At 63.4% G+C, this 25,543-nt stretch carries 19 protein-coding genes; 7 read left to right on the top strand and 12 right to left on the bottom strand.

Annotation, left to right across the window (positions count from 1 at the left end):
• Positions 1–29: 29 nt before the first annotated feature.
• The 7 genes from gltB to pilM form a co-directional block, all read right to left on the bottom strand.
• A complete protein-coding gene (gltB, locus tag LOY37_RS01415; protein WP_045193949.1) occupies positions 30–4,475 on the bottom strand; it encodes a glutamate synthase large subunit in 4,446 nt (1,481 codons plus the stop codon).
• A 363-nt stretch (positions 4,476–4,838) separates the two neighbouring features.
• A complete protein-coding gene (locus LOY37_RS01410) occupies positions 4,839–6,434 on the bottom strand; it encodes an SPOR domain-containing protein (RefSeq protein WP_045193950.1) in 1,596 nt (531 codons plus the stop codon).
• Between the two features lie 16 nt (positions 6,435–6,450).
• Entirely contained in the window at positions 6,451–7,548 is a 1,098-nt protein-coding gene (aroB, locus tag LOY37_RS01405; RefSeq protein WP_010222232.1) for a 3-dehydroquinate synthase, read from the bottom strand.
• A 99-nt stretch (positions 7,549–7,647) separates the two neighbouring features.
• Entirely contained in the window at positions 7,648–8,166 is a 519-nt protein-coding gene (gene aroK / locus LOY37_RS01400) for a shikimate kinase AroK (RefSeq protein WP_010222231.1), read from the bottom strand.
• A gap of 4 nt (positions 8,167–8,170) precedes the next feature.
• Positions 8,171–9,412 carry a type IV pilus secretin PilQ gene (locus tag LOY37_RS01395; protein ID WP_258716175.1) on the bottom strand — a complete coding sequence of 414 codons (1,242 nt, stop codon included), beginning with the start codon at positions 9,410–9,412 and terminating at the stop codon, positions 8,171–8,173.
• Between the two features lie 24 nt (positions 9,413–9,436).
• Positions 9,437–10,291: a pilus assembly protein PilP gene (locus tag LOY37_RS01390; RefSeq protein WP_258716174.1), complete on the bottom strand. Its 855-nt coding sequence runs from the start codon at positions 10,289–10,291 to the stop codon at positions 9,437–9,439.
• Positions 10,288–11,373, bottom strand: a complete 1,086-nt coding sequence (pilM, locus tag LOY37_RS01385; protein ID WP_258716173.1) for a pilus assembly protein PilM — start codon at positions 11,371–11,373, stop codon at positions 10,288–10,290. The genes LOY37_RS01390 and pilM overlap by 4 nt, the downstream gene beginning before the upstream one ends.
• A 135-nt stretch (positions 11,374–11,508) precedes the next feature.
• Between pilM and LOY37_RS01380 the strand changes: the two genes are divergently transcribed.
• Positions 11,509–13,962, top strand: coding sequence for a penicillin-binding protein 1A (locus LOY37_RS01380; RefSeq protein ID WP_177329133.1), 2,454 nt, complete (start codon positions 11,509–11,511; stop codon positions 13,960–13,962).
• A gap of 135 nt (positions 13,963–14,097) precedes the next feature.
• On the opposite strand, the gene LOY37_RS01375 is transcribed toward LOY37_RS01380, so the two are convergent.
• The 3 genes from LOY37_RS01375 to rpmE form a co-directional block, all read right to left on the bottom strand.
• Positions 14,098–15,366, bottom strand: a complete 1,269-nt coding sequence (locus LOY37_RS01375; protein WP_045193954.1) for a malic enzyme-like NAD(P)-binding protein — start codon at positions 15,364–15,366, stop codon at positions 14,098–14,100.
• A 178-nt stretch (positions 15,367–15,544) separates the two neighbouring features.
• A complete protein-coding gene (locus LOY37_RS01370; protein ID WP_258716172.1) occupies positions 15,545–16,366 on the bottom strand; it encodes a thermonuclease family protein in 822 nt (273 codons plus the stop codon).
• A 2-nt stretch (positions 16,367–16,368) separates the two neighbouring features.
• Positions 16,369–16,584, bottom strand: a complete 216-nt coding sequence (gene rpmE / locus LOY37_RS01365; protein ID WP_010222223.1) for a 50S ribosomal protein L31 — start codon at positions 16,582–16,584, stop codon at positions 16,369–16,371.
• Positions 16,585–16,756: 172 nt separating this feature from the next.
• On the opposite strand from rpmE, the gene LOY37_RS01360 reads away from it, so the two are divergent.
• The 3 genes from LOY37_RS01360 to LOY37_RS01350 all read left to right on the top strand — a co-directional run bounded on the left by LOY37_RS01360 (position 16,757) and on the right by LOY37_RS01350 (position 21,552).
• Positions 16,757–18,976: a primosomal protein N' gene (locus tag LOY37_RS01360; protein ID WP_045193956.1), complete on the top strand. Its 2,220-nt coding sequence runs from the start codon at positions 16,757–16,759 to the stop codon at positions 18,974–18,976.
• Positions 18,977–19,124: 148 nt separating this feature from the next.
• Positions 19,125–20,861, top strand: coding sequence for an arginine--tRNA ligase (gene argS / locus LOY37_RS01355; RefSeq protein ID WP_258608909.1), 1,737 nt, complete (start codon positions 19,125–19,127; stop codon positions 20,859–20,861).
• 1 nt (position 20,862) lies between these two features.
• Positions 20,863–21,552 (top strand): SPOR domain-containing protein, encoded by a 690-nt coding sequence (locus tag LOY37_RS01350; RefSeq protein ID WP_038997644.1) that lies wholly within the window; start codon positions 20,863–20,865, stop codon positions 21,550–21,552.
• A 48-nt stretch (positions 21,553–21,600) separates the two neighbouring features.
• Here the strand turns inward: LOY37_RS01350 and LOY37_RS01345 are convergent, their stop codons facing one another.
• Entirely contained in the window at positions 21,601–22,020 is a 420-nt protein-coding gene (locus LOY37_RS01345; protein ID WP_045193957.1) for a TM2 domain-containing protein, read from the bottom strand.
• Positions 22,021–22,266: 246 nt separating this feature from the next.
• Between LOY37_RS01345 and LOY37_RS01340 the strand changes: the two genes are divergently transcribed.
• Positions 22,267–22,902 (top strand): C40 family peptidase, encoded by a 636-nt coding sequence (locus tag LOY37_RS01340; RefSeq protein WP_045193958.1) that lies wholly within the window; start codon positions 22,267–22,269, stop codon positions 22,900–22,902.
• Here LOY37_RS01340 and LOY37_RS01335 read toward each other — a convergent pair.
• Positions 22,899–23,927 carry a type IV pilus twitching motility protein PilT gene (locus LOY37_RS01335; RefSeq protein WP_258716171.1) on the bottom strand — a complete coding sequence of 343 codons (1,029 nt, stop codon included), beginning with the start codon at positions 23,925–23,927 and terminating at the stop codon, positions 22,899–22,901. The genes LOY37_RS01340 and LOY37_RS01335 overlap by 4 nt on opposite strands.
• Positions 23,928–23,993: 66 nt before the next feature.
• On the opposite strand from LOY37_RS01335, the gene LOY37_RS01330 reads away from it, so the two are divergent.
• Together LOY37_RS01330 and proC are read left to right on the top strand one after the other, a co-directional pair.
• On the top strand, positions 23,994–24,680 hold the full coding sequence (locus LOY37_RS01330) for a YggS family pyridoxal phosphate-dependent enzyme (RefSeq protein WP_213602719.1): 687 nt from the start codon (positions 23,994–23,996) through the stop codon (positions 24,678–24,680).
• A 38-nt stretch (positions 24,681–24,718) separates the two neighbouring features.
• Positions 24,719–25,537, top strand: a complete 819-nt coding sequence (gene proC, locus LOY37_RS01325) for a pyrroline-5-carboxylate reductase (RefSeq protein WP_258716170.1) — start codon at positions 24,719–24,721, stop codon at positions 25,535–25,537.
• Positions 25,538–25,543 lie beyond the last annotated feature (6 nt).

The following is a 25,543-nucleotide window of genomic DNA, read 5'->3' as shown; positions in this document are numbered from 1 at the left end:
ACTTGCAGCTTGAGGCTTGCCGCTTGCCGCTACTGCGGGTTGGCACGGGTGCTGGACAGCAGGTTCTTCAGGTTGGCCGCCTTCGGCTTGACCAGCCAGAAGCGCCGCACGTAATCGTCCAGGTTTTCCCAGAGCTCACGACCCCATTCGCTGTTGGTTTCTTCGACGTATTCAGCCAGCACGCGCTGCAGGTGGCTGCGATAAGCCTCCATGGCCTCGCCACTGATGCGCTGGATCTCGACCAGTTCGTGGTTGAGCTTGTCGACGAAGCTGTTGTCCATGTCCAGCACGTAGGCAAAACCACCGGTCATGCCCGAGCCGAAGTTGTAGCCGGTCTTGCCCAGAACGCAGACAAAGCCACCGGTCATGTACTCACAGCAGTGATCGCCCGTGCCCTCGACAATCGCGTGGGCACCGGAGTTGCGCACGGCAAAGCGCTCGCCCGCGGTACCGGCGGCGAACAGCTTGCCGCCCGTGGCACCATACAGGCAGGTGTTACCGATGATGGCGCTGTGCTGGGTGGCGAACGGGCTGCCCGCAGGCGGCACAATCACCAGCTTGCCACCGGTCATGCCTTTGCCGACGTAGTCGTTGGCATCGCCTTCGAGGTACATGTTCAGACCACCGGCGTTCCACACCCCGAAGCTCTGCCCGGCAGTGCCCTTGAAGCGGAAGGTGATCGGTGCCTTGGCCATGCCCTGGTTGCCGTGCAGACGGGCGATTTCGCCGGAGATCCGCGCGCCGATGGAGCGGTCGCAGTTGCAGATGTCCAGCTCGAACTCGGCGCCCGACAGGTCGCGAATGGCCGGCAGGGCCATGTCGACCATTTTCTCGGCCAGCACGCCCTTGTCGAACGGCGGGTTGCGGTCGACTTCGCAGAACTGCGGCTTGTCGGCCGGCACGTGTGGGCTGCCCAGCAACGGGCTGAGGTCCAGGTGTTTCTGCTTCTCGGTTTCGCCGGGGAGCATTTCCAGCAGGTCGGTACGCCCGATCAGCTCGCCGAGGCTGCGCACGCCCAGCTTGGCCAGCCACTCGCGGGTTTCTTCGGCGACGTAGGTGAAGAAGTTCACCACCATGTCGACGGTGCCGATGTAGTGGTCCTTGCGCAGCTTGTCGTTCTGGGTGGCGACGCCGGTGGCGCAGTTGTTCAGGTGACAGATACGCAGGTATTTGCAGCCCAGGGCGATCATCGGCGCGGTACCGAAACCGAAGCTTTCGGCGCCGAGGATGGCCGCCTTGATCACGTCCAGGCCGGTTTTCAGGCCGCCGTCGGTCTGCACCCGGACCTTGCCGCGCAAGTCGTTGCCGCGCAGGGTCTGATGGGTTTCGGCCAGGCCCAGTTCCCACGGCGCGCCGGCGTACTTGATCGAGGTCAGCGGCGAAGCGCCGGTGCCACCGTCATAGCCGGAGATGGTGATCAGATCGGCATAGGCCTTGGCCACGCCGGCGGCGATGGTGCCAACACCGGCTTCTGCCACCAGCTTGACCGAGACCAGCGCCTGCGGGTTGACCTGCTTGAGGTCGAAGATCAGCTGCGAGAGGTCTTCGATCGAGTAGATGTCGTGGTGCGGCGGAGGCGAAATCAGGGTCACGCCAGGCACGGCGTAACGCAGCCGGGCGATCAGGCCGTTGACCTTGCCGCCTGGCAGTTGGCCGCCTTCACCCGGCTTGGCGCCCTGGGCAACCTTGATCTGCAGCACTTCGGCGTTGACCAGGTACTCGGGAGTGACGCCAAAACGGCCGGTGGCCACCTGCTTGATCTTCGAGCTCTTGATGGTGCCGTAGCGAGCCGGGTCTTCGCCGCCCTCACCGGAGTTGGAGCGCGCGCCCAGGCGGTTCATCGCCTCGGCCAGAGCTTCGTGAGCCTCCGGCGACAGCGCGCCGAGGGAGATACCGGCCGAGTCGAAGCGCTTGAGGATCGCTTCCAGCGGTTCGATCTCGCTCAGTTCCAGCGGCTGCTCCAGGGTTTTCACCTTGAGCAGGTCGCGGATCATCGACACCGGACGCTTGTCGACCAGTGCGGTGTATTCCTTGAACTTGGCGTAGTCGCCCTGCTGCACGGCGGCCTGCAGGGTGTTGACCACGTCCGGGTTGTAGGCGTGGTACTCGCCACCATGGACGAACTTCAGCAGGCCACCCTGCTGGATCGGCTTGCGCGCGCTCCAGGCTTCGGCGGCGAGCAGCTTCTGCTCATTCTCGATGTCGACGAAGCGTGCGCCCTTGAGGCGACTGGCAACGCCACGGAAGCTCAGGTTGACCACCTCTTCCGAAAGGCCGACGGCTTCGAACAGCTGTGCACCCCGGTAGGAACCGACGGTCGAGATGCCCATCTTCGAGAGGATCTTCAACAGGCCCTTGGAGATGCCCTTGCGGTAGTACTTGAAGACTTCTTCAAGATCACCGAGCACTTCGCCGGTACGGATCAGGTCGGCCAGCACTTCGTAAGCCAGGTACGGATACACGGCCGAAGCGCCGAAGCCGATCAGCACGGCAAAGTGATGCGGGTCGCGGGCGGTGGCGGTTTCCACCAGGATGTTGCTGTCGCAGCGCAAGCCCAGTTCAGTCAGGCGGTGATGCACCGCCCCGACGGCCAGCGAGGCATGCACCGGCAGTTTGCCCGGGGCGATATGGCGGTCGCTCAGCACCAGCTGGGTCTTGCCGCTGCGCACGGCTTCTTCGGCCTGATCGGCGATGTTGCGCACCGCCGCTTCCAGGCCCAGGCTCTCGACGTAGTTGAGGTCGATCAACTGACGCTCGAAGCCGGGGCGGTCGAGGTTCATCAGCGAGCGCCACTTGGCGGGCGAGATCACCGGCGAGCTGAGGATCACCCGCGAGGCGTGCTCTGGGGATTCCTGGAAGATGTTGCGCTCGGCGCCCAGGCAGATCTCCAGCGACATGACAATCGCTTCACGCAGCGGGTCGATCGGCGGGTTGGTGACCTGGGCGAATTGCTGGCGGAAGTAGTCGTAGGTCGAACGCACGCGCTGCGAAAGGATCGCCATCGGCGTGTCGTCGCCCATTGAACCGACCGCTTCCTGGCCTTGTTCGCCGAGCGGACGCAGCACCTGGTCACGCTCTTCGAAGGTGACCTGGAACATCTTCATGTATTGCTTGAGCTGGTCAGCATCGTAGCTGGCCACGCCCTGGTCATCGCTGAGGTCGGCCTGGATGCGCAGGGCATTCTGGCGCAGCCAGCGCTTGTACGGATGGCGCGACTTGAGGCGGTTGTCGATGGCGTCGGTGTCGAGGATCTGCCCGGTTTCGGTGTCCACGGCAAAGATCTGCCCCGGGCCGACCCGGCCCTTGGCGATCACGTCTTCAGGCTTGTAGTCCCACACGCCGATTTCCGACGCCAGGGTGATGTAGCCGTTCTTGGTGGTGACCCAGCGCGCCGGGCGCAGGCCGTTGCGGTCGAGCAGGCACACCGCATGGCGGCCTTCGGTCAGTACCACGCCGGCCGGGCCGTCCCACGCTTCCATGTGCATGGAGTTGTATTCGTAGAAGGCGCGCAGGTCGGCGTCCATGGTCTCGACGTTCTGCCACGCCGGCGGAATGATCATGCGCACGCCGCGGAACAGGTCGATGCCGCCGGTGACCATCAGTTCGAGCATGTTGTCCATGCTCGAGGAGTCGGAACCGACGCGGTTGACCAGCGGGCCGAGTTCTTCGAGGTCCGGGATCAGGTCGTTGGCGAACTTGGTGCGCCGCGCCTGGGCCCAATTGCGGTTACCGGTGATGGTGTTGATCTCGCCGTTGTGGGCGAGGAAGCGGAACGGCTGCGCCAGCGGCCATTTCGGCAGGGTGTTGGTGGAGAAGCGCTGGTGGAACACGCAGATCGCGGTTTGCAGGCGCTCGTCGCTGAGGTCCGGATAGAAGGCGGCGAGGTCCGCCGGCATCATCAGGCCTTTGTAGATGATGGTTTTGTGCGAAAAGCTGCAGATGTAGTGGTCGGTGTCGGCGGCGTTGGCCACCGAAGAGCGACGACGCGAACTGAACAGCTTGATGGCGAATTCCTGATCGCTCAGGCCTTCACCGCCAATGAACACCTGCTCGATCTGCGGCAGGCGCTCCAGGGCCAGGCGGCCGAGGACGCTGGTGTCGATCGGCACTTTGCGCCAGCCCACCAGTTGCAGGCCGGCCGCGAGGATCTCGCGGTTCATGTTGGCGCGCGCGGCTTCAGCCTTGGCGTTGTCCTGATTGAAGAACACCATGCCGACCGCATATTGCTTGGGCAGCTCAGTGGCGAACTGTTCGCGGGCCACGGCACGCAGGAACTGATCGGGCTTTTGCATGAGCAGACCGCAACCGTCGCCGGTCTTGCCGTCGGCGTTGATCCCACCGCGGTGGGTCATGCAGGTCAGGGCCTGGATGGCCGTTTGCAAAAGGTGGTGGCTGGGTTCGCCCGTCATATGGGCGATCAGGCCGAAACCACAGTTATCCTTGAATTCTTCGGGATGGTACAGACCTGTTTTCATAGACACTTTCTCACCAGGTTCGCCTCTCACCAAGGCAAATCTTTTTTTAGTACAACCACTTACCATCCACGCCGAACGAATGCCAGCTTTGCGGGGGCAATAGGGGAGCCATTGTTGCACAGCGACAGGGAAGCCCACAAATTTACGACGAATTGCCGTAAGTCCATGTCGCATTTTTGAATGTTTTTAAGCGTGCGCCGTGGTAACGGCATGGCTTGAGTCTGAAGCGTTTCAGCCTGGACTGCAAGAACGGCTTGTGGCCGGCAGTCTGGGACAGAAAAGCCTGCCGCGCAGTACGCAGCAGGCTTGACCGATGTTCAGGAGTCGCTCAGCAGGTGGCGGGGGTAGTGCCACCAGGCTATATCAGCGGGTCGAGGCCAGTTCTTGTTGGACGCTGGCGACGGTACGAGGCCAAGGTTTACCAGCCTGGACCTTGGCTGGCAAGGCCTTGATTGCAGCCAGGGCGGCATCACGGCTGGCGAAGTTGCCGTAGGTGATGACGTACAGCGGCTTGCCCTGCAGGGTTTTCTTGAAGTAGCGATAGTCGCCACCCTGAGCCTTGACGTAGGCCTGGGCCGACGCTTCGGAGCTGGTGCCGAGGATTTGCACGACATAATTGCCCGGCTTCTGCCCGGCGTACCAGCTACCACCGGCTGCGGGCTTGGCGGCCGGCTTCTCGACAGGCTTGGGCGCAGGCTTGGCGGTTGCAACCTGGGTTGGCGCAGGCTTGGCTGCAGGAGCAACCGGCTTGCTGGCAACAGGTGCTACCGACTGCTGCACAGGTGCAACCGGTTGCGCAGGGGTTGGTGCGGGGCCAGCGGTGACACCTGCCGGTGGCGCGATAGTGGTGACGGTCGGCGGAGTAGACGGCTGCAGCGCGGTTTCGCCGGCTGGCGTCGACTCTTCGCCTTCACCCATGCCGGTAGACTCGGCCAGCGGGCCACGCATGACCGGTTGCGACTGACCTACCAGCGGCAGTGGCATCGGCTGCGAATTGCCGGCGAATTCGATCGCCGGGCCGCCGTTGTTCGATTGGGCATTGCCTGGCTGACCTTCGCCCAGCGGCAGTTGCGCCTGTTCGGCAGGGGCAGTTGGCGCCTGATCACCCTTCTTCGGCATCAGCACGGCGGCCGCGACGGCGACCACGACAACTGCAGACAGCGCCAGCACATGTTTCTTCGGCATATTGAACCCCATTGATGGTCGCTTCGCCGTGGTCCGGCTGGCGATCATGGCTTCGATCAAGGTATCGCGGGCAACCTGGTTGATAGTCCCGGGCCAGCCGTCAGAGTTTTGGTGAATATCAACGATCTGCTCACTGCTGAACACTTCGATGCCCCGCCCGGCACCTTCCAGGCGCTGCTCGAGGTATTCACGGGTTTCTTCTTCGCTGTAGGGCTCAAGCTCGATGACATGAAAGCGCTCCTGCTCGGCATTGAGCTCTTCCAGCCCGGCGATCAGTGACGGCTCGCCAAACAGGAAGACATGCGGACGCCCTTCCGGGGTACCCGCCGCCAACTCCAGCAAGGCTTGGAGTGCCGACTCGCCAAGTTGTTCCGCATCGTCCACCAGCAGATAGACTTCCTGCCCGGTCAGCGCCAGTTGCACCACCTGGGCAAGGATGTCCGGGACTTCAGCCTGGGCCACGCCCAGCGACTGGGCCACCTGGCCGAGCAGGCTGGCGGCATCGCTGGCGCCACGGGCGGAAACCACCACGCTCTGCACCGATTGCTTGTTGGTGCTGGCCACCAGGGCCTGGCGCAGCAGGGTCTTGCCACTGCCTTGAGGGCCAGTGACCACCAGCAGCAACTGGCTGTAGCGGGCCAGGTGGTGCAATTGGCCGAGTACCGGCTTGCGCTGGGCTGGGAAGAATTTGAAACCCGGCACCCGTGCAGCGAAGGGGTCGTGGTTCAACTGGTAATGGCCGAGAAAGGCCTCGTCGGCATGCAAACTAGTCATCGGACGCTCATCAACCTCAAAGCTGGGCCACGATCGCGCGGTAATCCGCGGCCAGCGTGGCCTGAAGAATCTCTTTCGGATAGTCGTCGGTGACCACCGCTTCGCCCATGCGGCGCAGCAGGACCAGACGCAGACGACCGTCGAGTACCTTTTTATCTACTGCCATGTGTTCCATAAACTGCGCCGGGGTCATCTCGGCGGGCGGCACCACCGGCAAGCCTGCGTTCTGGAACAGACGGATACCACGGTCACGCTCCTGCTGGCTGATCCAGCCCAGGCGCATGGACATTTCCAGGGCCATTACAGTGCCCGCCGCGACGGCCTCACCGTGAAGCCACACACCATAGCCCATGTGGGTCTCGATGGCGTGACCGAAGGTGTGGCCCAGGTTCAGCGTGGCACGCACGCCCGACTCGCGCTCGTCGGCGCCCACCACCGCAGCCTTGGCCGCGCAGGAACGACGAATGGCCTCGGTCAGCGCCACCTGGTCAAGGCCGCGCAAGGCCTGCATATGCTCTTCGAGCCAGCCAAGGAAGGGTTCGTCACAAATCAGGCCGTATTTGATCACTTCGGCCAGGCCTGCCGACAGCTCGCGCGGCGGCAGGCTATTGAGGCTGCGGGTGTCGATCAGCACCGCGTTGGGCTGATAGAAGGCACCGACCATGTTCTTGCCCAGCGGGTGATTGATGCCGGTCTTGCCGCCTACCGACGAATCGACCTGGGACAACAAGGTAGTCGGCACCTGGATGAAATCCACGCCGCGCTGGTAGCAGGCGGCGGCAAAGCCGGCCATGTCGCCGATCACCCCGCCGCCAAGCGCTACCACGGTAGTGCGGCGGTCGTGGCGGGCGGTCAGCAGCGCATCGAAGATCAACTGCAGGGTTTCCCAGTTCTTGTAGGCCTCGCCGTCGGGCAACACCACCGGCAGTACCGAATAGGCACCCAGGGTCTTGCTCAGGCGTTCGAGATAGAGGGGTGCGACAGTCTCGTTGGACACGATGGCGACCTGCCGGCCAGCGATATGCGGCGCCAGCAGTTCAGGTTGATCCAGCAGGCCTTCGCCAATGTAGATCGGGTAGCTACGTTCGCCCAATTCGACCTTTAGTGTCTGCATGTGTCCCCACAATGAACTAGGCGCGGCATCGATGGCTCGAACCGCGCGATAACGGTGTGCCCTGTCACGGCATGACTGGTCGCCGAGGATAGTCCTGGCTTAACGGGGCGGCAACTTCTGCAAGCGCTCGAGAATATCCTGCACCACCATTCGCGGTGGCCGTTCGTCGGTTTCCACCACCAGATCGGCGATCTCGCGATAAAGCGGGTCACGAACTTCCAGCAGCGCGCGCAAAGTCGCTTCCGGGTTGGCGGTGCGCAGCAAAGGCCGGTTGCGATCACGCGAGGTGCGCCCGACCTGCTGCTCGACCGAGGCGTGCAGGTACACCACTCGCCCGCCGGCATGCAGGGCCTGACGGTTGGCATCGCGCATTACCGCGCCGCCACCGGTAGCCAGCACCACGCCATCGAACGCGCAGAGCTCGGCGATCATCGCCTGCTCGCGGTCACGAAAGCCCGGCTCGCCTTCCTTATCGAAGATCCACGGGATATTGGCGCCGGTGCGCAATTCAATTTCCTTGTCGGAATCCTTGAACGGCAGGCGCAGCTCTTTGGCCAGCAGGCGGCCGATGGTGCTTTTGCCAGCACCCATCGGCCCCACAAGTATCAAATTTCGCACAGAATCAACGACTCACAGCAATCGCCTGGTCACTCATGATACGCGGAGTCAGGAAGACCAGCAGCTCGGATTTTTTCTCTTGTAGAACATCGCGACGAAACAGCCGCCCAACATACGGCACATCGCCGAAAAATGGCACCTTGTCGACAACTTTACTTTGCACCGTCGAGTACACGCCGCCGATGACGATGGTCTCGCCATCATTGATACGCACCTTGGCGTTGACCTCGTTTTTACGGATCGCCGGCACGTGATCCAGGGCGTTGAGGTAGTCGGGCTCGTCCTTGGTCACCTTGACTACCATGATTACCCGGTTGTCCGGGGTGATCTGCGGGGTGACCTCAAGGGACAGCGAGGCCTCGCGGAAGGTCACCGAGGTAGCGCCGCTGCCGCTGGTTTCCTGATACGGCACCTCGGTGCCCTTGAGGATCCGCGCGGTTTCCTTGTCAGCGGTGACCACCTTGGGCTGGGAAATGATTTCGCCGTTGCCGGTGCGCTCCATGGCGCTCAGTTCCAGGTCGAGCAGCGCACTATTGCGCACCAGGCCAAAGCCGATACTCGACGATGCCCGGTCCGCGCCAAGGTCGACGAAGGTATCGCCACCGCCCAGGCTCAAGCCCTTGCCCAACTGCACCTCGCCACCCCAGCGCACACCCAGGCTCTTTTCAAAATCGACGTTGGCCTCGACGATCCGCGCCTCGATCATGACCTGGCGTACCGGCACATCGAGTTCGCCGATCAACCTGCGCAGCTCTTCCAGACGTTCCGGCGACTGGCTGGCGACCAGGGTGTTGGTGCGCTCATCGACACTTAGCGAACCATGGCTGGCGCCGCCGGCCTCATGGGCCATCAGGCTGTGGAAAAGCTCGGCGATATCGGTGGCCCTGGCGTGGTGGATCGGTATCAGCTCGCGCCGCGACGGCGCGGACCCGGCCAGTTCGGCAAGCGGTGCGACCAGCAATACATTGCCATCCTTGCGCTGCTCCAGGCCCTTGCTGCGCAGCACCAGCTCCAGCGCCTGGTCCCAGGGCACATCCTGCAAGCGCAAGGTCACCTTGCCCTGCACCGCATCACTGGCCACCAGGTTGACCCCGGAAAAATCAGCCAGCACCTGCAGTACCGTACGCACCTCGACATCCTGAAAATTCAATGACAGCGGCTCACCGCCGTACAGTTGCTTGCCCGCAAACGCGCCGGCAGACAGGCAACAGCCTATCAGCACCGCAACCACAGCCCCCTTGCCCATCGATGACCTCCCTGGTCGGCACCTTCAGCGCAGGGCGAGAGTTCGCCGCCGCGCTTGCCAGCCTTGGCCGGCAACAAAAACCTGCTGGATGACCTCGACATGGCGCTCGCCAATCTCGGCCACCTGCCCCTGGTCACGACCCAAGCGGTCACCGACCTGCAGCCGATGCACGCGGCCATCAGCCTGGATCAGCGCGTAGCGCACGCCGCGACTGGCGAGGCTGCCGACCATTTCCAGCTGCTCCAGCGCCAGGCGCTGCAAGACATCGGCCTGCACCGCCAGCGCAGATGGAGCGAATGGATTGCGCAGCATCGCAACCGGCCGTCGCTGCGCCGCCTGTGGCTGCGCGCCAGGGGCCAACTGCGGCTGCGAGCGAGGCTGGTATGAGCGAACCTGCAATTCCATGTGCAGCAACTGCGCATCGGCCGGCTTCAGCGAAAGCCCTTGCACGGTAATCAGCCGCGGCTGCGCGGCCAGGTCCGCGAAAAATTCGGCAAGCGCCGAAAAGGCGCCACGCAAGCGCAGTTGCACGGGCAGTTCCAAGTAATGCTCAGCGGTCGACGCTTGGACTACCTGCAACTGTTCAATGGCCACTTCATGGGCCTCGGCCAGGCGGGAGAGCAACTCGAACACGGCAGGCTCGGCGCTCCCTGCCGACAATTGCCAGCGCGCTTGCTGCAAGCCGCTGTGCAATTCGGCCGTCGGCTCAACGCTGTCTGCGTTGGCGTGCGCCAAGGCATCGACCATCAGCGCCTCCTGCGTCATCAGCGGCCGTAAATGCACGACGTAAGCCAGGCCTGCCAGAAGCGCCAGCAAGCCCGTCAGTATCAACGCCTGTACTGGCCAGGCTCGACTTGCCAGCACACCGCAGAAGCTCAAGGTGCAACCTCAAGGGCTGCTACCAGCTCAAACGCATGCCCCTCCTCGACCGCACTTAGCTGCTGCAATTCGGCAGTACTGATCAAGGATGAAGACTTCAGGCGGTCTGCCAGTTCCGCAACCAGGGCAGCCGAACCGGCCATGCCGGCAAGCCTCAGCCCAGCCGGCTCCTGGCTCAGGGCGGTCAGGTACACGCCATCGGGCATGGCCCGCTCAACCTGCTCGAAGACATCCACGGCGAAATGCCGGCCAGCCTGCACGCGTTGCAACTGCCTCAGTTCCTGCCGCAAAGCCTCGGGCTCCAGTTGCCCGCCGGGCGGGCTGAGCGACTGCTGCTGCATGACGCCACGAAAATGCTGGTCGATGAGACCACTGGCAACGGCAACCAGCAGCACAACACTTGCACAGCCTGCCTGAAACCCTCGAGTACGCAGACGCTGGCGGCGCTCGCGCCATGGCAACAAATTAAGTCGCACGCCGCCCATGGCCAGGGCGCAGGCCACGTCCAGGCTCGAGCCCGCGTGGTCCAGTTCGGCGTCGAGCGCTACTGCCGGAGCACGCTGCAGCGCCTGGCTATCGATCTCCAGCACCCGTGCATTGAGCCCGGCGACTTCAAAGGTGGCCTCAAGTGTTTCCAGCAAACCGCGATGACAGGCCGCGATCTGAACGCTCACCGCATTAGCGCCAGCCGGCGCCTGCAGCCGGTAATCCAGCGCGGTGTCTTCAAGGTCGAAGGGAATGAACTGCTCAGCGGCATCGTGCACCTGCGCAGCCACTTCAGTATCGGCCAGACCCGCCGGCAGGCTTATCGATTTGCTGATAGCCCGCGCCGCCGGCAAGGCCACCGCGGCTTGCCGACAGCGGCTGCCACTGCGCTGCAGCGCGCGTTTCAGGGCCAGGCCGACCACCTCGGGGTCGGCAATCCAGCCGTCGAGCATGGCCCCGGCAGGCAGCGGTTCAAGCGCCCAGGCCCGCACGCGCCACGCGCCTTTGCGCCGGTGTAATTGCACCAGTCGGATAGACGGCGGGGCAATTTCTACCCCCAGGAGTGAACCGGCATCCATGCCGAAGCGTCCAAGCATTGGTTTTTTCCTTGCTGGCGACAGCCGCGTGCGTAACGCGGCGAGTTGAAAAATGCTTATAATGCCCAGCGTTTATCCTTTGTCCGCTGGCCCCGCGCGCAACCCATTCTTTTATCTGGACGCCCTAAAGCCTTGATACGCCTGCTGAAGTTCTTCTGGTGGTCTTTCGTCGCAGTCATCTGCGCGCTCGTGCTCGGTCTGAGCGGCGCATTTCTGTATCTTAGCCCCAGCTTGCCCTCGGTAGAGGCCCTCAGAAGCATCCAGTTGCAGATCCCTTTGCGGGTCTACAGCAGCGACGGCAAGCTGATCGCCGAGTTCGGCGAAATGCGCCGCTCGCCCATCCGTTTCGCCGACATTCCGCCGCATTTCATCCAGGCTTTGCTGTCGGCTGAAGACGACAATTTCGCCAATCACTACGGCGTTGACCCCAGCAGCCTGATGCGTGCTGCAACACAATTGCTCAAGTCCGGGCACATCCAGACCGGCGGCAGCACCATCACCATGCAGGTGGCGAAGAACTTCTTCCTCAGCAGCGAACGCAGCTTCTCGCGCAAGACCAACGAGATTCTCCTGGCCCTGCAGATCGAACGCGAACTGACCAAGGACGAGATCCTCGAGCTGTACGTCAACAAGATCTACCTGGGCAACCGCGCCTACGGCATCGAGGCCGCCGCGCAGGTGTACTACGGCAAGTCGATCCGCGATGTCAGCCTGGCGCAGATGGCGATGATCGCCGGCCTGCCGAAAGCGCCGTCGCGCTTCAACCCGCTGGCCAACCCGGTGCGCGCCAAAGAGCGCCGCGACTGGATCCTGGGGCGCATGTACAAGCTCGGCAAAATTGATGAAGCCAGCTACCAGACAGCATTGGCCGAACCGATCAACGCCAGCTACCACGTGCCGACCCCAGAAGTTAACGCACCCTACATCGCCGAGATGGCCCGCGCCGAAATGGTCGGCCGCTACGGCAGCGATGCCTACACCGAAGGCTTCCGCGTCACCACCACGGTGCCGAGCGACCTGCAGGAAATCGCCAACAAAGCCGTACTCAACGGCCTCACCGCCTACGACGAGCGTCATGGTTACCGTGGCCCCGAGTCGCGCTTCCCGGGCAAGACCCGTGACGCCTGGCTGCAGGAACTGAGCAAGCAACGCCCGTTGGGCGGCCTGGAGCCGGTGATCGTCACCGAAGTCAGCAAGACCGGCCTGCAGGTGCTGACCCGCGCCGGCAACCAGGAGTCGGTGGCCTGGGAGACCATGAAGTGGGCCCGCCCGTTCCTCAACACCAACAGCCAGGGCCGTGCACCACAGCAGCCTGCCGACGTTGCCCAGGTCGGCGACCTGATTCGCGTGCAGCGCCTGGACGACGGCAGCCTCAAATTCAGCCAGGTGCCGGGGGCGCAGAGCGCGCTGGTATCGCTGGACCCGAACAGTGGTGCGATCCGCGCCCTGGTTGGCGGTTTCTCGTTCGAGCAGAGCAACTACAACCGCGCCATGCAGGCCAAGCGTCAGCCGGGCTCGAGCTTCAAGCCGTTCGTGTACAGCGCTGCGCTGGACAACGGCTACACCGCCGCCAGCCTGGTCAACGACGCGCCGATCGTATTTGTCGACGAATACCTGGACAAGGTCTGGCGGCCGAAGAACGACACCAACACCTTCCTCGGCCCGATCCGCATGCGCGAGGCGCTGTACAAGTCGCGCAACCTGGTATCGATTCGCCTGCTGCAGGCCATGGGTGTAGGCCCGACCATCGACTACATCAGCAAGTTCGGCTTCAACAAGCAGGACCTGCCGCCCAACCTGTCGCTGGCCCTGGGCACCGCAACCCTGACGCCGATGGAAATCGCCACCGGCTGGAGCACCTTCGCCAACGGCGGCTACAAGATCAGCCCATACCTGATCGAACGCATCGAGAGCCGCAACGGCGAGACCCTGTTCACTGCCAACCCGCCACGGGTCCCGCAAAGCGAACAGGTCGAAGCCGGCATCGCCGCCCCCGAGCAGCCGATCAGCACCCAGCTGCCGGGCGAAGGCCTGAGCACCGTGGCCAGCGATCCGGCCGCCGCCGTCGCCCAGCCGCCGGCCGTGGCCGAGCGCATCATTGACGGGCGCACCAGCTATATCCTCACCAGCATGCTCCAGGACGTGATCAAGCGCGGTACCGGGCGCCGCGCCCTGGCCCTGGGCCGTACCGACCTTGCCGGCAAGACCGGTACCACCAACGAATCCAAGGACGCCTGGTTCTCCGGCTACAACGCCGACTACGTAACCACCGTCTGGACCGGCTTCGACCAACCGGAAACCCTCGGCCGCCGCGAGTACGGCGGCACCGTGGCGCTGCCGATCTGGATGAGCTACATGGGCGCTGCACTCAAAGACAAGCCCAACCATGCCCCGGCCGAACCGGAAGGCATCCTCAGCCTGCGCGTCGACCCGGTCAGCGGCCGGGCGGCAACGCCAAGCACGCCGAATGCCTACTTCGAGCTGTTCAAGGCCGAAGACACACCGCCTTCGGTCAACGAGCTGGGTAACGGCAGCGCACCAGGCAGCCCGCTGCCAGCGGACGAGGCAGCGCCGATCGATCTGTTCTGATGACGGAGGCGCCCACAGATCCTTTGTGGGCGCTGGCCTTGCCAGCGATGAAGCCAACACCGATCCACAGCCGTCACCCACAAAAAAGCCCCGACTCTCGCGAGCCGGGGCTTTTTGTTATGACGCTACAACAGCTTAGCCGTTGAACACGTCATCCACGCTTTTCAGCGGGTAGTTCTTCGGATACGGCAGGGTCGCCACACCAGTCTCGATCGCGGCCTTGGCCACGGCATCGGAAACCACGGTGATCAGACGAGCGTCCATTGGCTTCGGAATGATGTACTCACGGCCGAATTCCAGGGCGTCGACGCCGTAGGCTGCGCAGACTTCCTTAGGCACTGGCAGCTTGGCCAGGTCTTTCAGGGCGTTGGCGGCGGCGATTTTCATTTCTTCGTTGATGCGCTTGGCGCGAACGTCCAGGGCACCGCGGAAGATAAACGGGAAGCCCAGTACGTTGTTGACCTGGTTCGGGTAGTCGGAACGACCGGTAGCCATGATCACGTCGTTACGGGTGGCGTGGGCCAGCTCCGGGGAGATCTCTGGATCAGGGTTGGAGCAGGCGAACACGATCGGGTTCGGCGCCATCGACTTCAGGCCTTCAGGGCTCAGCAGGTTCGGGCCGGACAGGCCGACGAACACGTCAGCGCCTTGCAGGGCGTCAGCCAGGGTGCGCTTGTCGGTAGCGTGGGCGAACACCGCCTTGTACTGGTTCAGGTCGTCACGGCCAGCGTGGATCACGCCAGTACGGTCAACCATGAAGATGTTCTCGATCTGTGCGCCCATGCTCACCAGCAGTTTCATGCAGGAGATGGCGGCGGCACCGGCGCCCAGGCAGACGATCTTGGCGTCGGCCAGGGTTTTGCCAGCGATTTCCAGGGCGTTGATCATGCCGGCGGCGGTAACGATCGCGGTGCCGTGCTGGTCATCGTGGAATACCGGGATGTCGCACTGTTCGATCAGCGCGCGCTCGATTTCAAAGCACTCTGGCGCCTTGATGTCTTCCAGGTTGATGCCACCGAAGGTGATCGAGATGCGCTTGACGGTGTCGATGAAGGCTTGCGGGCTCTCGGAGTCGACTTCGATGTCGAACACGTCGATACCGGCGAAACGCTTGAACAGAACGCCCTTGCCTTCCATGACCGGTTTGGAGGCCAGTGGGCCGAGGTTACCCAGGCCGAGGATGGCGGTGCCGTCGGAAATGACTGCTACCAGATTGCCCTTGCCGGTGTACTTGTAGGCCAGTTCCGGATCGCGACCGATTTCGCGAACCGGCTCAGCCACGCCAGGGCTGTAGGCCAGCGCCAGGTCGCGAGCAGTCGCGGTAGGTTTGGTGAGCTCGACGCTCAGTTTCCCCGGACGAGGTTGAGCGTGGTATTCGAGAGCGGCAGTTTTCAAATCTGACATGGTGGGCATTCCGCTATTTACTGTTCTGACGGACCGCCGAGGATACGCAAAGAGCAAAGGGCCGACAAGACTGCCCGGTCACTTGTGTCAAGGCCTTTAACCTACGACTTTCCGCCAAGAGCCACGGCCTGCAAGGGTTTCGATGTGTACAATCGAAATTAAAAATGTAGACAATTTTTTATCTTTCGACCCGTTCCAGCATCGACGGATCGGTCAGGGGCAGCAACCAGCGTTGCTGTCCCGGCTTCAGGCCACCTTTGCGGGAACGATCCAGCACCCAACCGCGGGCTTCGATCGATCGACCTTTCAGATCAGTGAAGAACGAAGAGGGGAAATTGCGCTGCAGGCGTGCCGGCACCTGAAGCACCAGAGAATCGTCGATTTCGATCCAGATACCCCCGCGATTGCGCTGGATATCCATCACCTTGCCACTTATCAGGGCAAAACCGGACTGACGCACGGCGCTTGCCGGGGTCAATGGCGATTGCCGCCACAGGCCTTTGCCGGCCTGACGAGCGGCCTGCTCGGCCTGCGCCTGGCAGCCGGCCAACGCGACGTTGGGAGCCACCGCAACCCGGTAGCCAAGGCCTTCACTGAGCAGTTGTGCTTCGACATTGTCGCCAGAGCGGCCGTAGACATGCGCCAGAGTACGGCCATATTTGTCCCGCGCCTCGACGCCAGGAACCAGCCCCACCTGCCCGCCGCTGGCCTTGACCAGGGCCTGCAAGCGCTGCCGTGCAGCCTCGGCGAAGGCTTCACTGCTGCGACCTTTGCGACCGATTTCCGGTGCATTGATACCAATCAGGCGAACACTGCGGCCATCATTCAGACGCAAGGTATCGCCATCGACCACCTGGCGCACGCTGACCACCTGCGCATCGACCGGTGCCGCGCAGAATGCCAGGGCCGGCAACTGCCAGATCGCGCCCATAAAAAAGGCGCCCACGAGGGACGCCTTTTTCAGCAGCAATGCCAAACCCATTGGGCCAGCGTCGCGCAATCTTACTTCTTGGCACCGAACATGCCGAAGCGATCGGCGAACTTCTGTACGCGGCCGCCGGTGTCCAGGACCTTCTGCTTACCGGTGTAGAACGGGTGGCAGAGGTTGCAAACGTCGATCGGCAGGGCCTTGGCCAGAGTCGAACGAGTTTCGAATTTGTTACCGCAGCTGCAGGTAACTTCTACAGCTTCGTATACCGGATGGATATCGGCTTTCATGGTGTTTCCTCAGTGCTGACGTGCCGCCACTCAACACCATTGTTGAATACCGCACGCAAAATAGGGTCGGAATAATACCAGAGCAAACAGCCAACGCAAGTTGTCGCTTAGACCGGCGGTCGTCTGCTAGGCTCGCCGGACCCTGGAATTCCCCCTGCAGAGAACCTTTCGCGTGTCCGACGTCATTCTACGCCTTGCCCTGCCCTCGCCCCTGCGGCGGCTGTTCGACTACAGGGCACCGGCAAGCATGGCGCGCCAGGCACTGACCCCGGGCATGCGTATCCGCGTGCCGTTTGGTCGACGCGAGATGATCGGTATCCTGATCGAGATCAGCGACACCAGCGAGGTGCCGGCCGACAAGCTCAAGCCCGCAATCGCCCTGCTCGATCCGGTGTCGCCGCTGCCGCCGGCACTGTTCAAGCTGTGCCTGTGGACTGCGCAGTATTATCAGCACAGCCTCGGCGATACCCTGAGCTGGGCCCTGCCGGTGCTGCTGCGCCAGGGCGAACCGGCGCAAGCGCGCCAGGAGCGCTTCTGGCAAGTGGCCCCAGGCGCGCGCCTGGACGACCCGCGCATCGCCCGCGCGCCGCGCCAGCGCGAAGCCCTGGCAACCCTGGCGCAGCACCCCCACGGCGTGGCCCATACCCTGCTGAGCAAGCTGATGCTGAGCAAGGACAGCCTCGACCTGCTGCTGGCCAAGGAGCTGGTGCAGGTCGAGGTGCGCCGCCACTTGCCCCAGGAACGCCACGAACACTGGCTGGCGCAGCCGGAGCTGCCGCTCAACGACGAGCAGCGCACCGCCTTCAATGCGGTACGCTCAGGCTTCGACAGCTTTCATGCCTTCTTGTTGGCCGGGGTCACCGGCAGCGGCAAGACCGAGGTCTACCTGCAGCTGATCCGCGAAACCCTGGAGGCCGGCAAGCAGGCGCTGATTCTGATCCCGGAGATCAACCTGGGGCCGCAAACCCTGGCGCGCTTCGAGCAGCGTTTTAACGCGCGCATCGCCCTGCTGCACTCGGCGGTCAATGACCGCGAGCGCCTGGATGCCTGGCTGGCCGCACGTGACGGCGAGGCCGACATCATCATCGGCACCCGCTCGGCATTGTTCACACCGATGAAAAACCCCGGCTTGATCATCATCGACGAAGAACACGACGGCTCGTATAAACAGCAGGAAGGCCTGCGCTACCACGCTCGCGACCTGGCGCTGGTGCGCGCGCGCCAGGAGAACATCCCGATCCTGCTGGGCTCGGCCACGCCGTCGCTGGAGAGCCTGCATAACGCCCACAGCGGCCGCTATGGCCTGCTGCGCCTCAACCAGCGCGCCGGCGGCGCCCAGCAGCCGCGCTTCCTGCGCCTGGATGTGAAGAGCCGGCCACTGGACAGCGGCATCAGCGGGCCGATGCAGCAAGCCATCGGCCAGACCCTGGCGGCCGGCCAGCAGGTACTGGTGTTCCTCAACCGCCGCGGCTTTGCGCCGACGCTGCTGTGCCATGACTGCGGCTGGATGTCCGAATGCCCACGCTGCGATGCGCGCATGACCGTGCACCAGCGCTCCAACGAGCTGCGCTGCCATCACTGCGGCTACGATGAGCGCGTGCCGCGCCAGTGCCCGCAGTGCAACAAAGTCGACCTGCGCCCGGTGGGTGCCGGCACCGAGCGCGCCGAGGAGCGCCTGAGCATTCTTTTTCCGGATTACCCAGTGCTGCGCGTCGACCGCGACAGCACTTCGCGCAAGGATGCGATGAACCAGTTGTTCGCCACCATCCAGCGCGGCCAGCCGTGCATCCTGGTTGGCACCCAGATGCTCGCCAAGGGCCACCATTTTCCGCGGGTGACCCTGGTGTCGATCCTCGATGCCGACGGCGGCCTGTTCTCCGGCGATTTTCGCGCCAGCGAGCGCATGGCGCAGATGATCGTCCAGGTCGCCGGCCGCGCCGGGCGCGCCGAGGAGCCGGGCAAGGTGATCATCCAGACCCACCTGGCCGACCATCCTTTATTGGTGCAACTGACCGAGCAGGGTTACTTCGCCTTTGCCGAGCAGGCCCTGAGCGAGCGCCGCGCCGCCGGCCTGCCGCCTTTCGCGCACCTGGCGCTGTTGCGCGCCGAAGCGCATAAGCCGGGGCAGGCCGAGGGGTTTCTCGATGAAGCCTGCAGCGCCGCCGAGCAGTTGCTGGCCGAACAGAACCTGCACGGCATCGAACTGCTGGGCCCGGTACCGGCGCCGATGGAACGCCGTGCCGGGCGGTTTCGTGCGCAATTGTTGCTCCAGGCCAATGCCAGGGCACCTTTGCATCGACTGATCAGCGCCTGGTTGCTAGTGTTGGAACAGATGCCGTCCGGGCGCCAGGTGCGTTGGTCGCTGGATGTCGATCCGGTGGATTTGTACTGACAGCATTGGCCCCATCGCTGGCAAGCCAGCGATGAGGGCCGAACAGAACGCCCCAAAGGTTGGCAACCTCGCCCCAGCAACGGATAATGTCCAGTTTTTCCACCTGCGCATCGAAGCGCCGCCGCGCTTGCGGTCGAAAGAGAAGCCCATGAAAGACACCATTCGCCAGCTGATCCAGCAAGCCCTCACCCAACTCGTCACCGACGGTGTGCTGCCTGAAGGGCTGACGCCGGCGATCCAGGTGGAGAACGCCCGGGACAAGACCCACGGCGACTTCGCCAGCAACATCGCGATGATGCTGGCCAAGCCTGCCGGCATGAAACCGCGCGACCTGGCCGAGAAGATCATCGCCGCCCTGCCTGCCGACGAGCAGGTAAGCAAGGTCGAGATCGCAGGCCCAGGCTTTCTCAACTTCTTCCAGAACACCCAGGCCCTGGCCTCGCGCCTGGATGCGGCCCTGGCCGACGCCAAGCTTGGCGTGAAGAAAGCCGGCCCGCAGCAGAAGGTGGTGGTCGACCTGTCGGCCCCTAACCTGGCCAAGGAGATGCACGTCGGCCACCTGCGTTCGACCATCATCGGTGATGCCGTATCCCGCGTGCTGGAGTTCCTCGGCGATGACGTAATCCGCCAGAACCACGTCGGCGACTGGGGCACCCAGTTCGGCATGCTGATGGCCTACCTGCAGGAAAACCCGATCACCAGCGACGAGCTGTCGGACCTGGAGAACTTCTACCGTGCGGCGAAAAAACGCTTCGACGAGTCCGAAGAGTTCGCCGACCGCGCCCGTGGCCTGGTGGTCAAGCTGCAAGCCGGCGACCCGGAATGCCTGAAGCTGTGGACCCGCTTCAAGGACATCTCGCTGTCGCACTGCCAGAAGACCTACGAACTGCTCAACGTCAAACTGACCATGGCCGACGTCATGGGCGAAAGCGCCTACAACGACGACCTGGCCAATGTCGTCAGCGACCTCAAGGCCAAGGGTCTGCTGGTCGAGAGCAAGGGCGCCCAGTGCGTATTCCTTGAAGAATTCAAAACCGCCGAAGGCGAGCCACTGCCGGTGATCGTGCAAAAGGCCGACGGCGGCTACCTGTACGCCACCACCGACCTCGCTGCCGTGCGCTACCGCAGCAACGTGCTCAAGGCCGACCGCGCCCTGTACTTCGTCGACCAGCGTCAGGCCCTGCACTTCAACCAGGTGTTCGAAGTGGCTCGCCGCGCCGGTTTCGTCGGCCACCCGATGCAAATGGAGCACATGGGCTTCGGCACCATGAACGGCGCCGACGGCCGTCCGTTCAAGACCCGTGACGGCGGCACGGTGAAGCTGATCGACCTGCTCACCGAAGCCAAGGAGCGTGCCTACGCCCTGGTCAAGGAGAAGAACCCGGAGCTGGCCGAGGCCGACCTGCGCGCCATCGGCGAAGTGGTCGGCATTGGCGCGGTGAAATACGCCGACCTGTCCAAGCACCGCACCAGCGACTACAGCTTCAACTTCGAACTGATGCTCAACTTCGAAGGCAACACCGCGCCTTACCTGCTGTACGCCTACACCCGCGTCGCCGGTGTGTTCCGCAAGCTGGGCAAGAGCTTTGAAGAAGTCGACGGCCAGATCATCCTGCAAGCACCGCAGGAGCAGGACCTGGCCGCGCGCCTGGCGCAGTTCGGCGAGATCCTCAACAACGTCGCCGAGAAGGGCACGCCGCACGTGCTGTGCGCTTACCTGTACGACGTTGCCGGCCTGTTCTCGAGCTTCTACGAGAACTGCCCGATCCTCGCCGCCGACACCCCTGAACAGCAGCAGAGCCGCCTGCGTCTGGCCGCCCTGACCGGTCGTACCCTCAAGCAAGGTCTGGAACTGCTCGGCCTGGAAACCCTGGAGCGCATGTAAGTTGGCTGCCAAGAAAAAACCCGCACCCAAGCGCGGCGCGAGTCGCTATCAGGCACCTGCCAAGCAGCCGATCCCGGGCTGGCTGTGGCTGGCAATCGGCTTGTCGGTGGGCGCCTTTGTCGTGTTCCTGATGAAGCTTGAGCCTGGCAACGGCGAGGTCAAGCGCACCAAGCCCGAGCAGCAGAAGGCCGAGAAGGTCGCCGAAGCCAACAAGACCGCACCAAGCCCGCAGCAGCCGGTGAAGCCCAAGTACGACTTCTATACCTTGCTGCCGGAATCGGAAGTGATCGTGCCGCCTGAAGCGGTGCCGGAAAAAACCCCGCCGGTGCCGGCGCAACCTCCGGTCACCCCGGCGGAAGCGGCGAAGATCGACACCGCTCGTGCCCAGGCCGCGTTGATGGGCCAGACACCTCCGCCAGCACCACCGGTGATCAAGCCGGCGGCGACCACCCAGTTCTTCCTGCAGGCCGGCTCGTTCCGCAAGCAGGCCGACGCCGACAAGGTCCGCGCGCAGATCATCCTGCTCGGCCAGGCGGTCAAGGTGGAGTCCGGCACGGTGAAGGAAGAAACCTGGTACCGCGTGCTGGTTGGCCCGTTCAGCAACCGTGAACAGCTGACCGTGGCACAGAAACAACTGGCCGGCAGCGGCTTCAGCAACCTGCTGTTGCAGCAGCGCCAGACCCGCCAGTAACCCCGCCGCAAAAGCCTTGTCGCATTCGCTGCGACAAGGCTTCAGGCCTTAACGCCGCTGGGCGTTGGCCAGTGACACCTGGGTATTGAGCGTCCAGAAGTCATACAGCACCCCCACCAGGAATAACCCGCCGGTGCACAGGTAGATCAGGCCGGTGATCCACTTGCCCTGGTACATGCGGTGCACGCCAAACACCCCGAGGAAGGTCAGCAGGATCCACGCCAAGCTGTAGTCCAGTGGACCCGGCTGAAAGCGCAGGTCGGCTTCGCGGTCCATCGCCGGAATCAGAAACAGGTCGATCAACCAGCCGATGCCGAGCAGGCCCAGGGTAAAGAACCAGATCGTGCCAGTGACCGGCTTGCCATAGTAGAAGCGGTGCGAACCGGTGAAGCCGAAAATCCACAGCAGATAACCGATCACCTTGCTGTGGGTGTCGTGTAGCTGACCGCCCTGTTGATAACTGTTCATTCATAGCCCCTGTGGGTTATCGATAAATTTTCTAAAGAAAAATGTGACTTTTCTGTGGCAAGCCGACGTGTGGTCATTTGCCACCCTACCCGCCGCAAACCCCTATCCTGTCTGGCCCGCGCCTTTCGAATGCAGGCCAATCGCCGCTTTTACCGGTTTTTGCCGCCCCCTGGAATCGACCAACGGATCAGAATTTGATCAAAAAGCTGTTATAAAGTTGCGCGCTAACCAACCAGAGCCCTGCCTATGCGTCCTTTTTTCAAGACATGGCTGACCATCTGCCTATTATTGCCACTGGCTGCCCACGCCACCAATCGTGAGCAACGGTTACCCAACGGTTTCTCCGGGTACACCTCCAATTCCACTGCTGCGCGTCCACACAAGAACGTCAGCAGCAACAAAGTCCAGCACAGCCCCAAGCGCAGCGCTCGCCCGGGCAAACCGCTGCCGGTTGCCGCGGCCATGTCGCCGCAGCAGAGCAGCGATGTGCTCAGCCGCGCGGTCAACGTGCTCGGCACCCCGTATCGCTGGGGCGGCAGCAGCCCGAGCAAGGGCTTTGACTGCAGCGGCCTGGTCAAATACGCCTTCAACGACATCGATGAAGTCGACCTGCCCCGCACCTCCAACGCCATGGCCAGCGGCCACGGCATAAAAGTCGATCGCAACGACCTCAAGCCCGGCGACCTGATCTTCTTCAATATCAAGAGCCGCCGGGTCAACCACGTCGCCATCTACCTGGGCAACGACCGCTTCATCCACGCGCCGCGCACTGGCAAACGGGTAAGCATCGACACCCTGAACAAGCCGTACTGGAACAGCCGTTACGTGGTTGCCAAACGTGTCTTGCCAAAAAGCCAGCAACTGGCCCTGGCCAAACGCTAGAAACGCCCCGGCGCCCGCTCCCGGGCGCTTTCAGGGCTGACCAGCCCTTGACGCACCAGGCCCTGCAGACACGCGTCGAGGGTCTGCATCCCCTGTGCCCCGCCTGTCTGTATCGCCGAATAAATCTGCGCCACCTTGCCCTCGCGCACCAGGTTGCGCACCGCAGGCGTTGCCAGGAGTATCTCGTGGGCTGCCAGCCGGCCGCCGCCAACCTTCTCCACCAGAACCTGCGAGACCACTGCCTGCAGCGACTCGGCGAGCATGGCGCGTACCAGTTGCTTCTCTTCGGCGGCGAACACATCCACCAGGCGGTCAATGGTTTTCGCCGCCGAGCCGGTATGCACCGTGGCCAATACCAGGTGCCCGGTTTCCGCTGCAGTCAGGGCCAGGCGAATGCTCTGCGGATCGCGCAGTTCAGCGAGCATGATCACATCCGGATCCTGGCGTAATGCTGCGCGCAAGGCCTGGGCAAAACCCCGGGTGTGCCGGCCGATCTCGCGCTGGCTGATGCGGCTGCGCTGCGAGCTGTGGATAAATTCGATGGGGTCCTCGAGGGTGACGATGTGCAGCGCCCGCTCACGGTTCAGGTGATCGACCAGAGCCGCCAGGGTGGTCGATTTGCCCGACCCTGTGGGCCCGGTAACCAGCACCAGCCCGCCCGACAGCTCGGCAATTTGCCGAAACACATCCCCCAGGTCGAGTTCTGCCAGGCTGCTGACCTGCGCCGGAATCACCCGCAGCACTGCAGCGGCGCCATGGAGTTGCTGGAAAGCATTGACCCGAAAGCGCGCCAATGCTGGCACGGCAAAGGCAAAGTCGATATCCAGATGTGTTTCAAAATCCTTTTGCTGCGCCGCGGACATTACCTGCCCGAGCATTTCGTCCATGTCTTGCGGCGTCAGCGCCGGCAACTCCAGCGGCCGCAAACACCCCCCAAAACGCAGCGCCGGCACCTCGCCCGCCGCCAGGTGCAGGTCACTGGCACCGGCTTGCACAGCCAGCGCCAGCAGTTCAGTCACATCCATGAGACTCCCCAAAGGCCGCCAAGCAGGTAGAATGCCGCAGACCCAAAGAGCCGCTGGCATCGATCAATGTCCACCATAGCAGACAACCTTTCCACGCTCGCCGCACGCATCCGTGCCGCCGCGCTGGCCGCCGGGCGCGAGCCTGCGGCCGTGCAGCTGCTGGCCGTGAGCAAGACCAAACCCGCCGCTGCCGTGCGCGAAGCCTTCGCCGCCGGGGTGCGCGATGTCGGTGAGAACTACCTGCAGGAAGCCCTGAACAAACAGGGCGAATTGACCGACCTGCCCTTGACCTGGCACTTCATCGGCCCCATTCAGTCGAACAAGACTCGTGCGATTGCCGAGCACTTTGACTGGGTACATTCCGTGGACCGTCTGAAAATCGCCCAACGCCTGTCCGAGCAACGCCCTGACAACCTTGCAGCGCTGAACATCTGCCTGCAGGTCAACGTCAGTGGCGAAGCCAGCAAGTCTGGCTGCACGCCCGAAGAGCTGCCGGCCCTGGCCAGCGCCATCGCCGCGCTGCCACGCCTGCGCCTGCGCGGGTTGATGGCGATTCCCGAGCCGACCGACGACGAGGCCGCCCAACAAGCGGCCTTCGCCCGGGTTCGCGAGTTGCAGGCGAACCTTCAGTTACCCCTCGACACCCTGTCCATGGGCATGAGTCATGACCTGGAAGCCGCGATTGCCCAGGGCGCGACCTGGGTGCGCATCGGCACCGCGCTGTTCGGTGCCCGCGACTACGGCCAGCCCTGACCCATGCTTTTTCCCTCTTTCCCTATCAAGGACCTGACATGAGCAAGACTCGTATTGCCTTTATCGGCGCCGGCAACATGGCTGCCAGCCTGATCGGCGGCCTGCGCGCCCAGGGCCTGGAAGCTTCGCAGATCCGCGCCAGCGATCCGGGCGCCGAGCAGCGGGCGAAAATCCATGCCGAGCACGGCATCGAGATGTTCGCCGACAACGCCCAGGCCATCGAAGGCGCCGATGTGGTGGTATTGGCGGTCAAGCCACAGGCAATGAAAGCCGTGTGCGAAGCGCTCAAGCCCAAGCTCAAGCCCGAGCAACTGGTCGTCTCGATCGCCGCCGGAATCACCTGCGCGAGCATGAACAACTGGCTCGACGCCCAGCCGATCGTGCGCTGCATGCCCAACACCCCGGCGCTGCTGCGCCAGGGCGTCAGCGGCCTGTTCGCCACCGCCGAGGTTTCGCCGGCCCAGCGCCAGCAGGCTGAGCAACTGCTGTCGGCCGTGGGCATCGCCCTGTGGCTGGACAACGAACAACAGCTGGATGCCGTGACTGCGGTGTCCGGCAGTGGCCCGGCGTATTTTTTCCTGCTGATCGAGGCCATGACCGCCGCCGGCGAGAAACTCGGCCTGCCACGGGAAACCGCCGCCAAGCTGACCCTGCAAACCGCCCTGGGCGCTGCGCACATGGCGGTCAGCAGCGATGTTGACGCCGCCGAACTGCGCCGCCGGGTCACCTCACCGGCCGGCACCACGGAAGCGGCGATCAAGTCGTTCCAGGCCAATGGATTCGAAGCGCTGGTGGAACAGGCGCTGGGTGCCGCTGCGCACCGCTCGGCCGAAATGGCTGAACAACTGGGCAACTAAGGAGCC

The organism is Pseudomonas sp. B21-012 (assembly GCF_024749305.1).
Taxonomy (GTDB): Bacteria; Pseudomonadota; Gammaproteobacteria; order Pseudomonadales; family Pseudomonadaceae; genus Aquipseudomonas.
Note: the sequence above shows the minus strand (reverse complement) of the source record. Positions and strands in the feature narration are given on the sequence as shown.

Coding starts and splice junctions, on each gene's coding strand:
- LOY37_RS01340 (WP_045193958.1), top strand. CDS start 22,267: ATGCGTCCTTTTTTCAAGACATGGCTGACCATCTGCCTATTATTGCCA.
- LOY37_RS01410 (WP_045193950.1), bottom strand. CDS start 6,434: ATGACTAGTTTGCATGCCGACGAGGCCTTTCTCGGCCATTACCAGTTG.
- LOY37_RS01335 (WP_258716171.1), bottom strand. CDS start 23,927: ATGGATGTGACTGAACTGCTGGCGCTGGCTGTGCAAGCCGGTGCCAGT.
- LOY37_RS01375 (WP_045193954.1), bottom strand. CDS start 15,366: ATGTCAGATTTGAAAACTGCCGCTCTCGAATACCACGCTCAACCTCGT.
- aroB (WP_010222232.1), bottom strand. CDS start 7,548: ATGCAGACACTAAAGGTCGAATTGGGCGAACGTAGCTACCCGATCTAC.
- LOY37_RS01345 (WP_045193957.1), bottom strand. CDS start 22,020: ATGAACAGTTATCAACAGGGCGGTCAGCTACACGACACCCACAGCAAG.
- rpmE (WP_010222223.1), bottom strand. CDS start 16,584: ATGAAAGCCGATATCCATCCGGTATACGAAGCTGTAGAAGTTACCTGC.
- pilM (WP_258716173.1), bottom strand. CDS start 11,373: ATGCTTGGACGCTTCGGCATGGATGCCGGTTCACTCCTGGGGGTAGAA.
- argS (WP_258608909.1), top strand. CDS start 19,125: ATGAAAGACACCATTCGCCAGCTGATCCAGCAAGCCCTCACCCAACTC.
- proC (WP_258716170.1), top strand. CDS start 24,719: ATGAGCAAGACTCGTATTGCCTTTATCGGCGCCGGCAACATGGCTGCC.
- LOY37_RS01330 (WP_213602719.1), top strand. CDS start 23,994: ATGTCCACCATAGCAGACAACCTTTCCACGCTCGCCGCACGCATCCGT.
- LOY37_RS01395 (WP_258716175.1), bottom strand. CDS start 9,412: ATGGGCAAGGGGGCTGTGGTTGCGGTGCTGATAGGCTGTTGCCTGTCT.
- gltB (WP_045193949.1), bottom strand. CDS start 4,475: ATGAAAACAGGTCTGTACCATCCCGAAGAATTCAAGGATAACTGTGGT.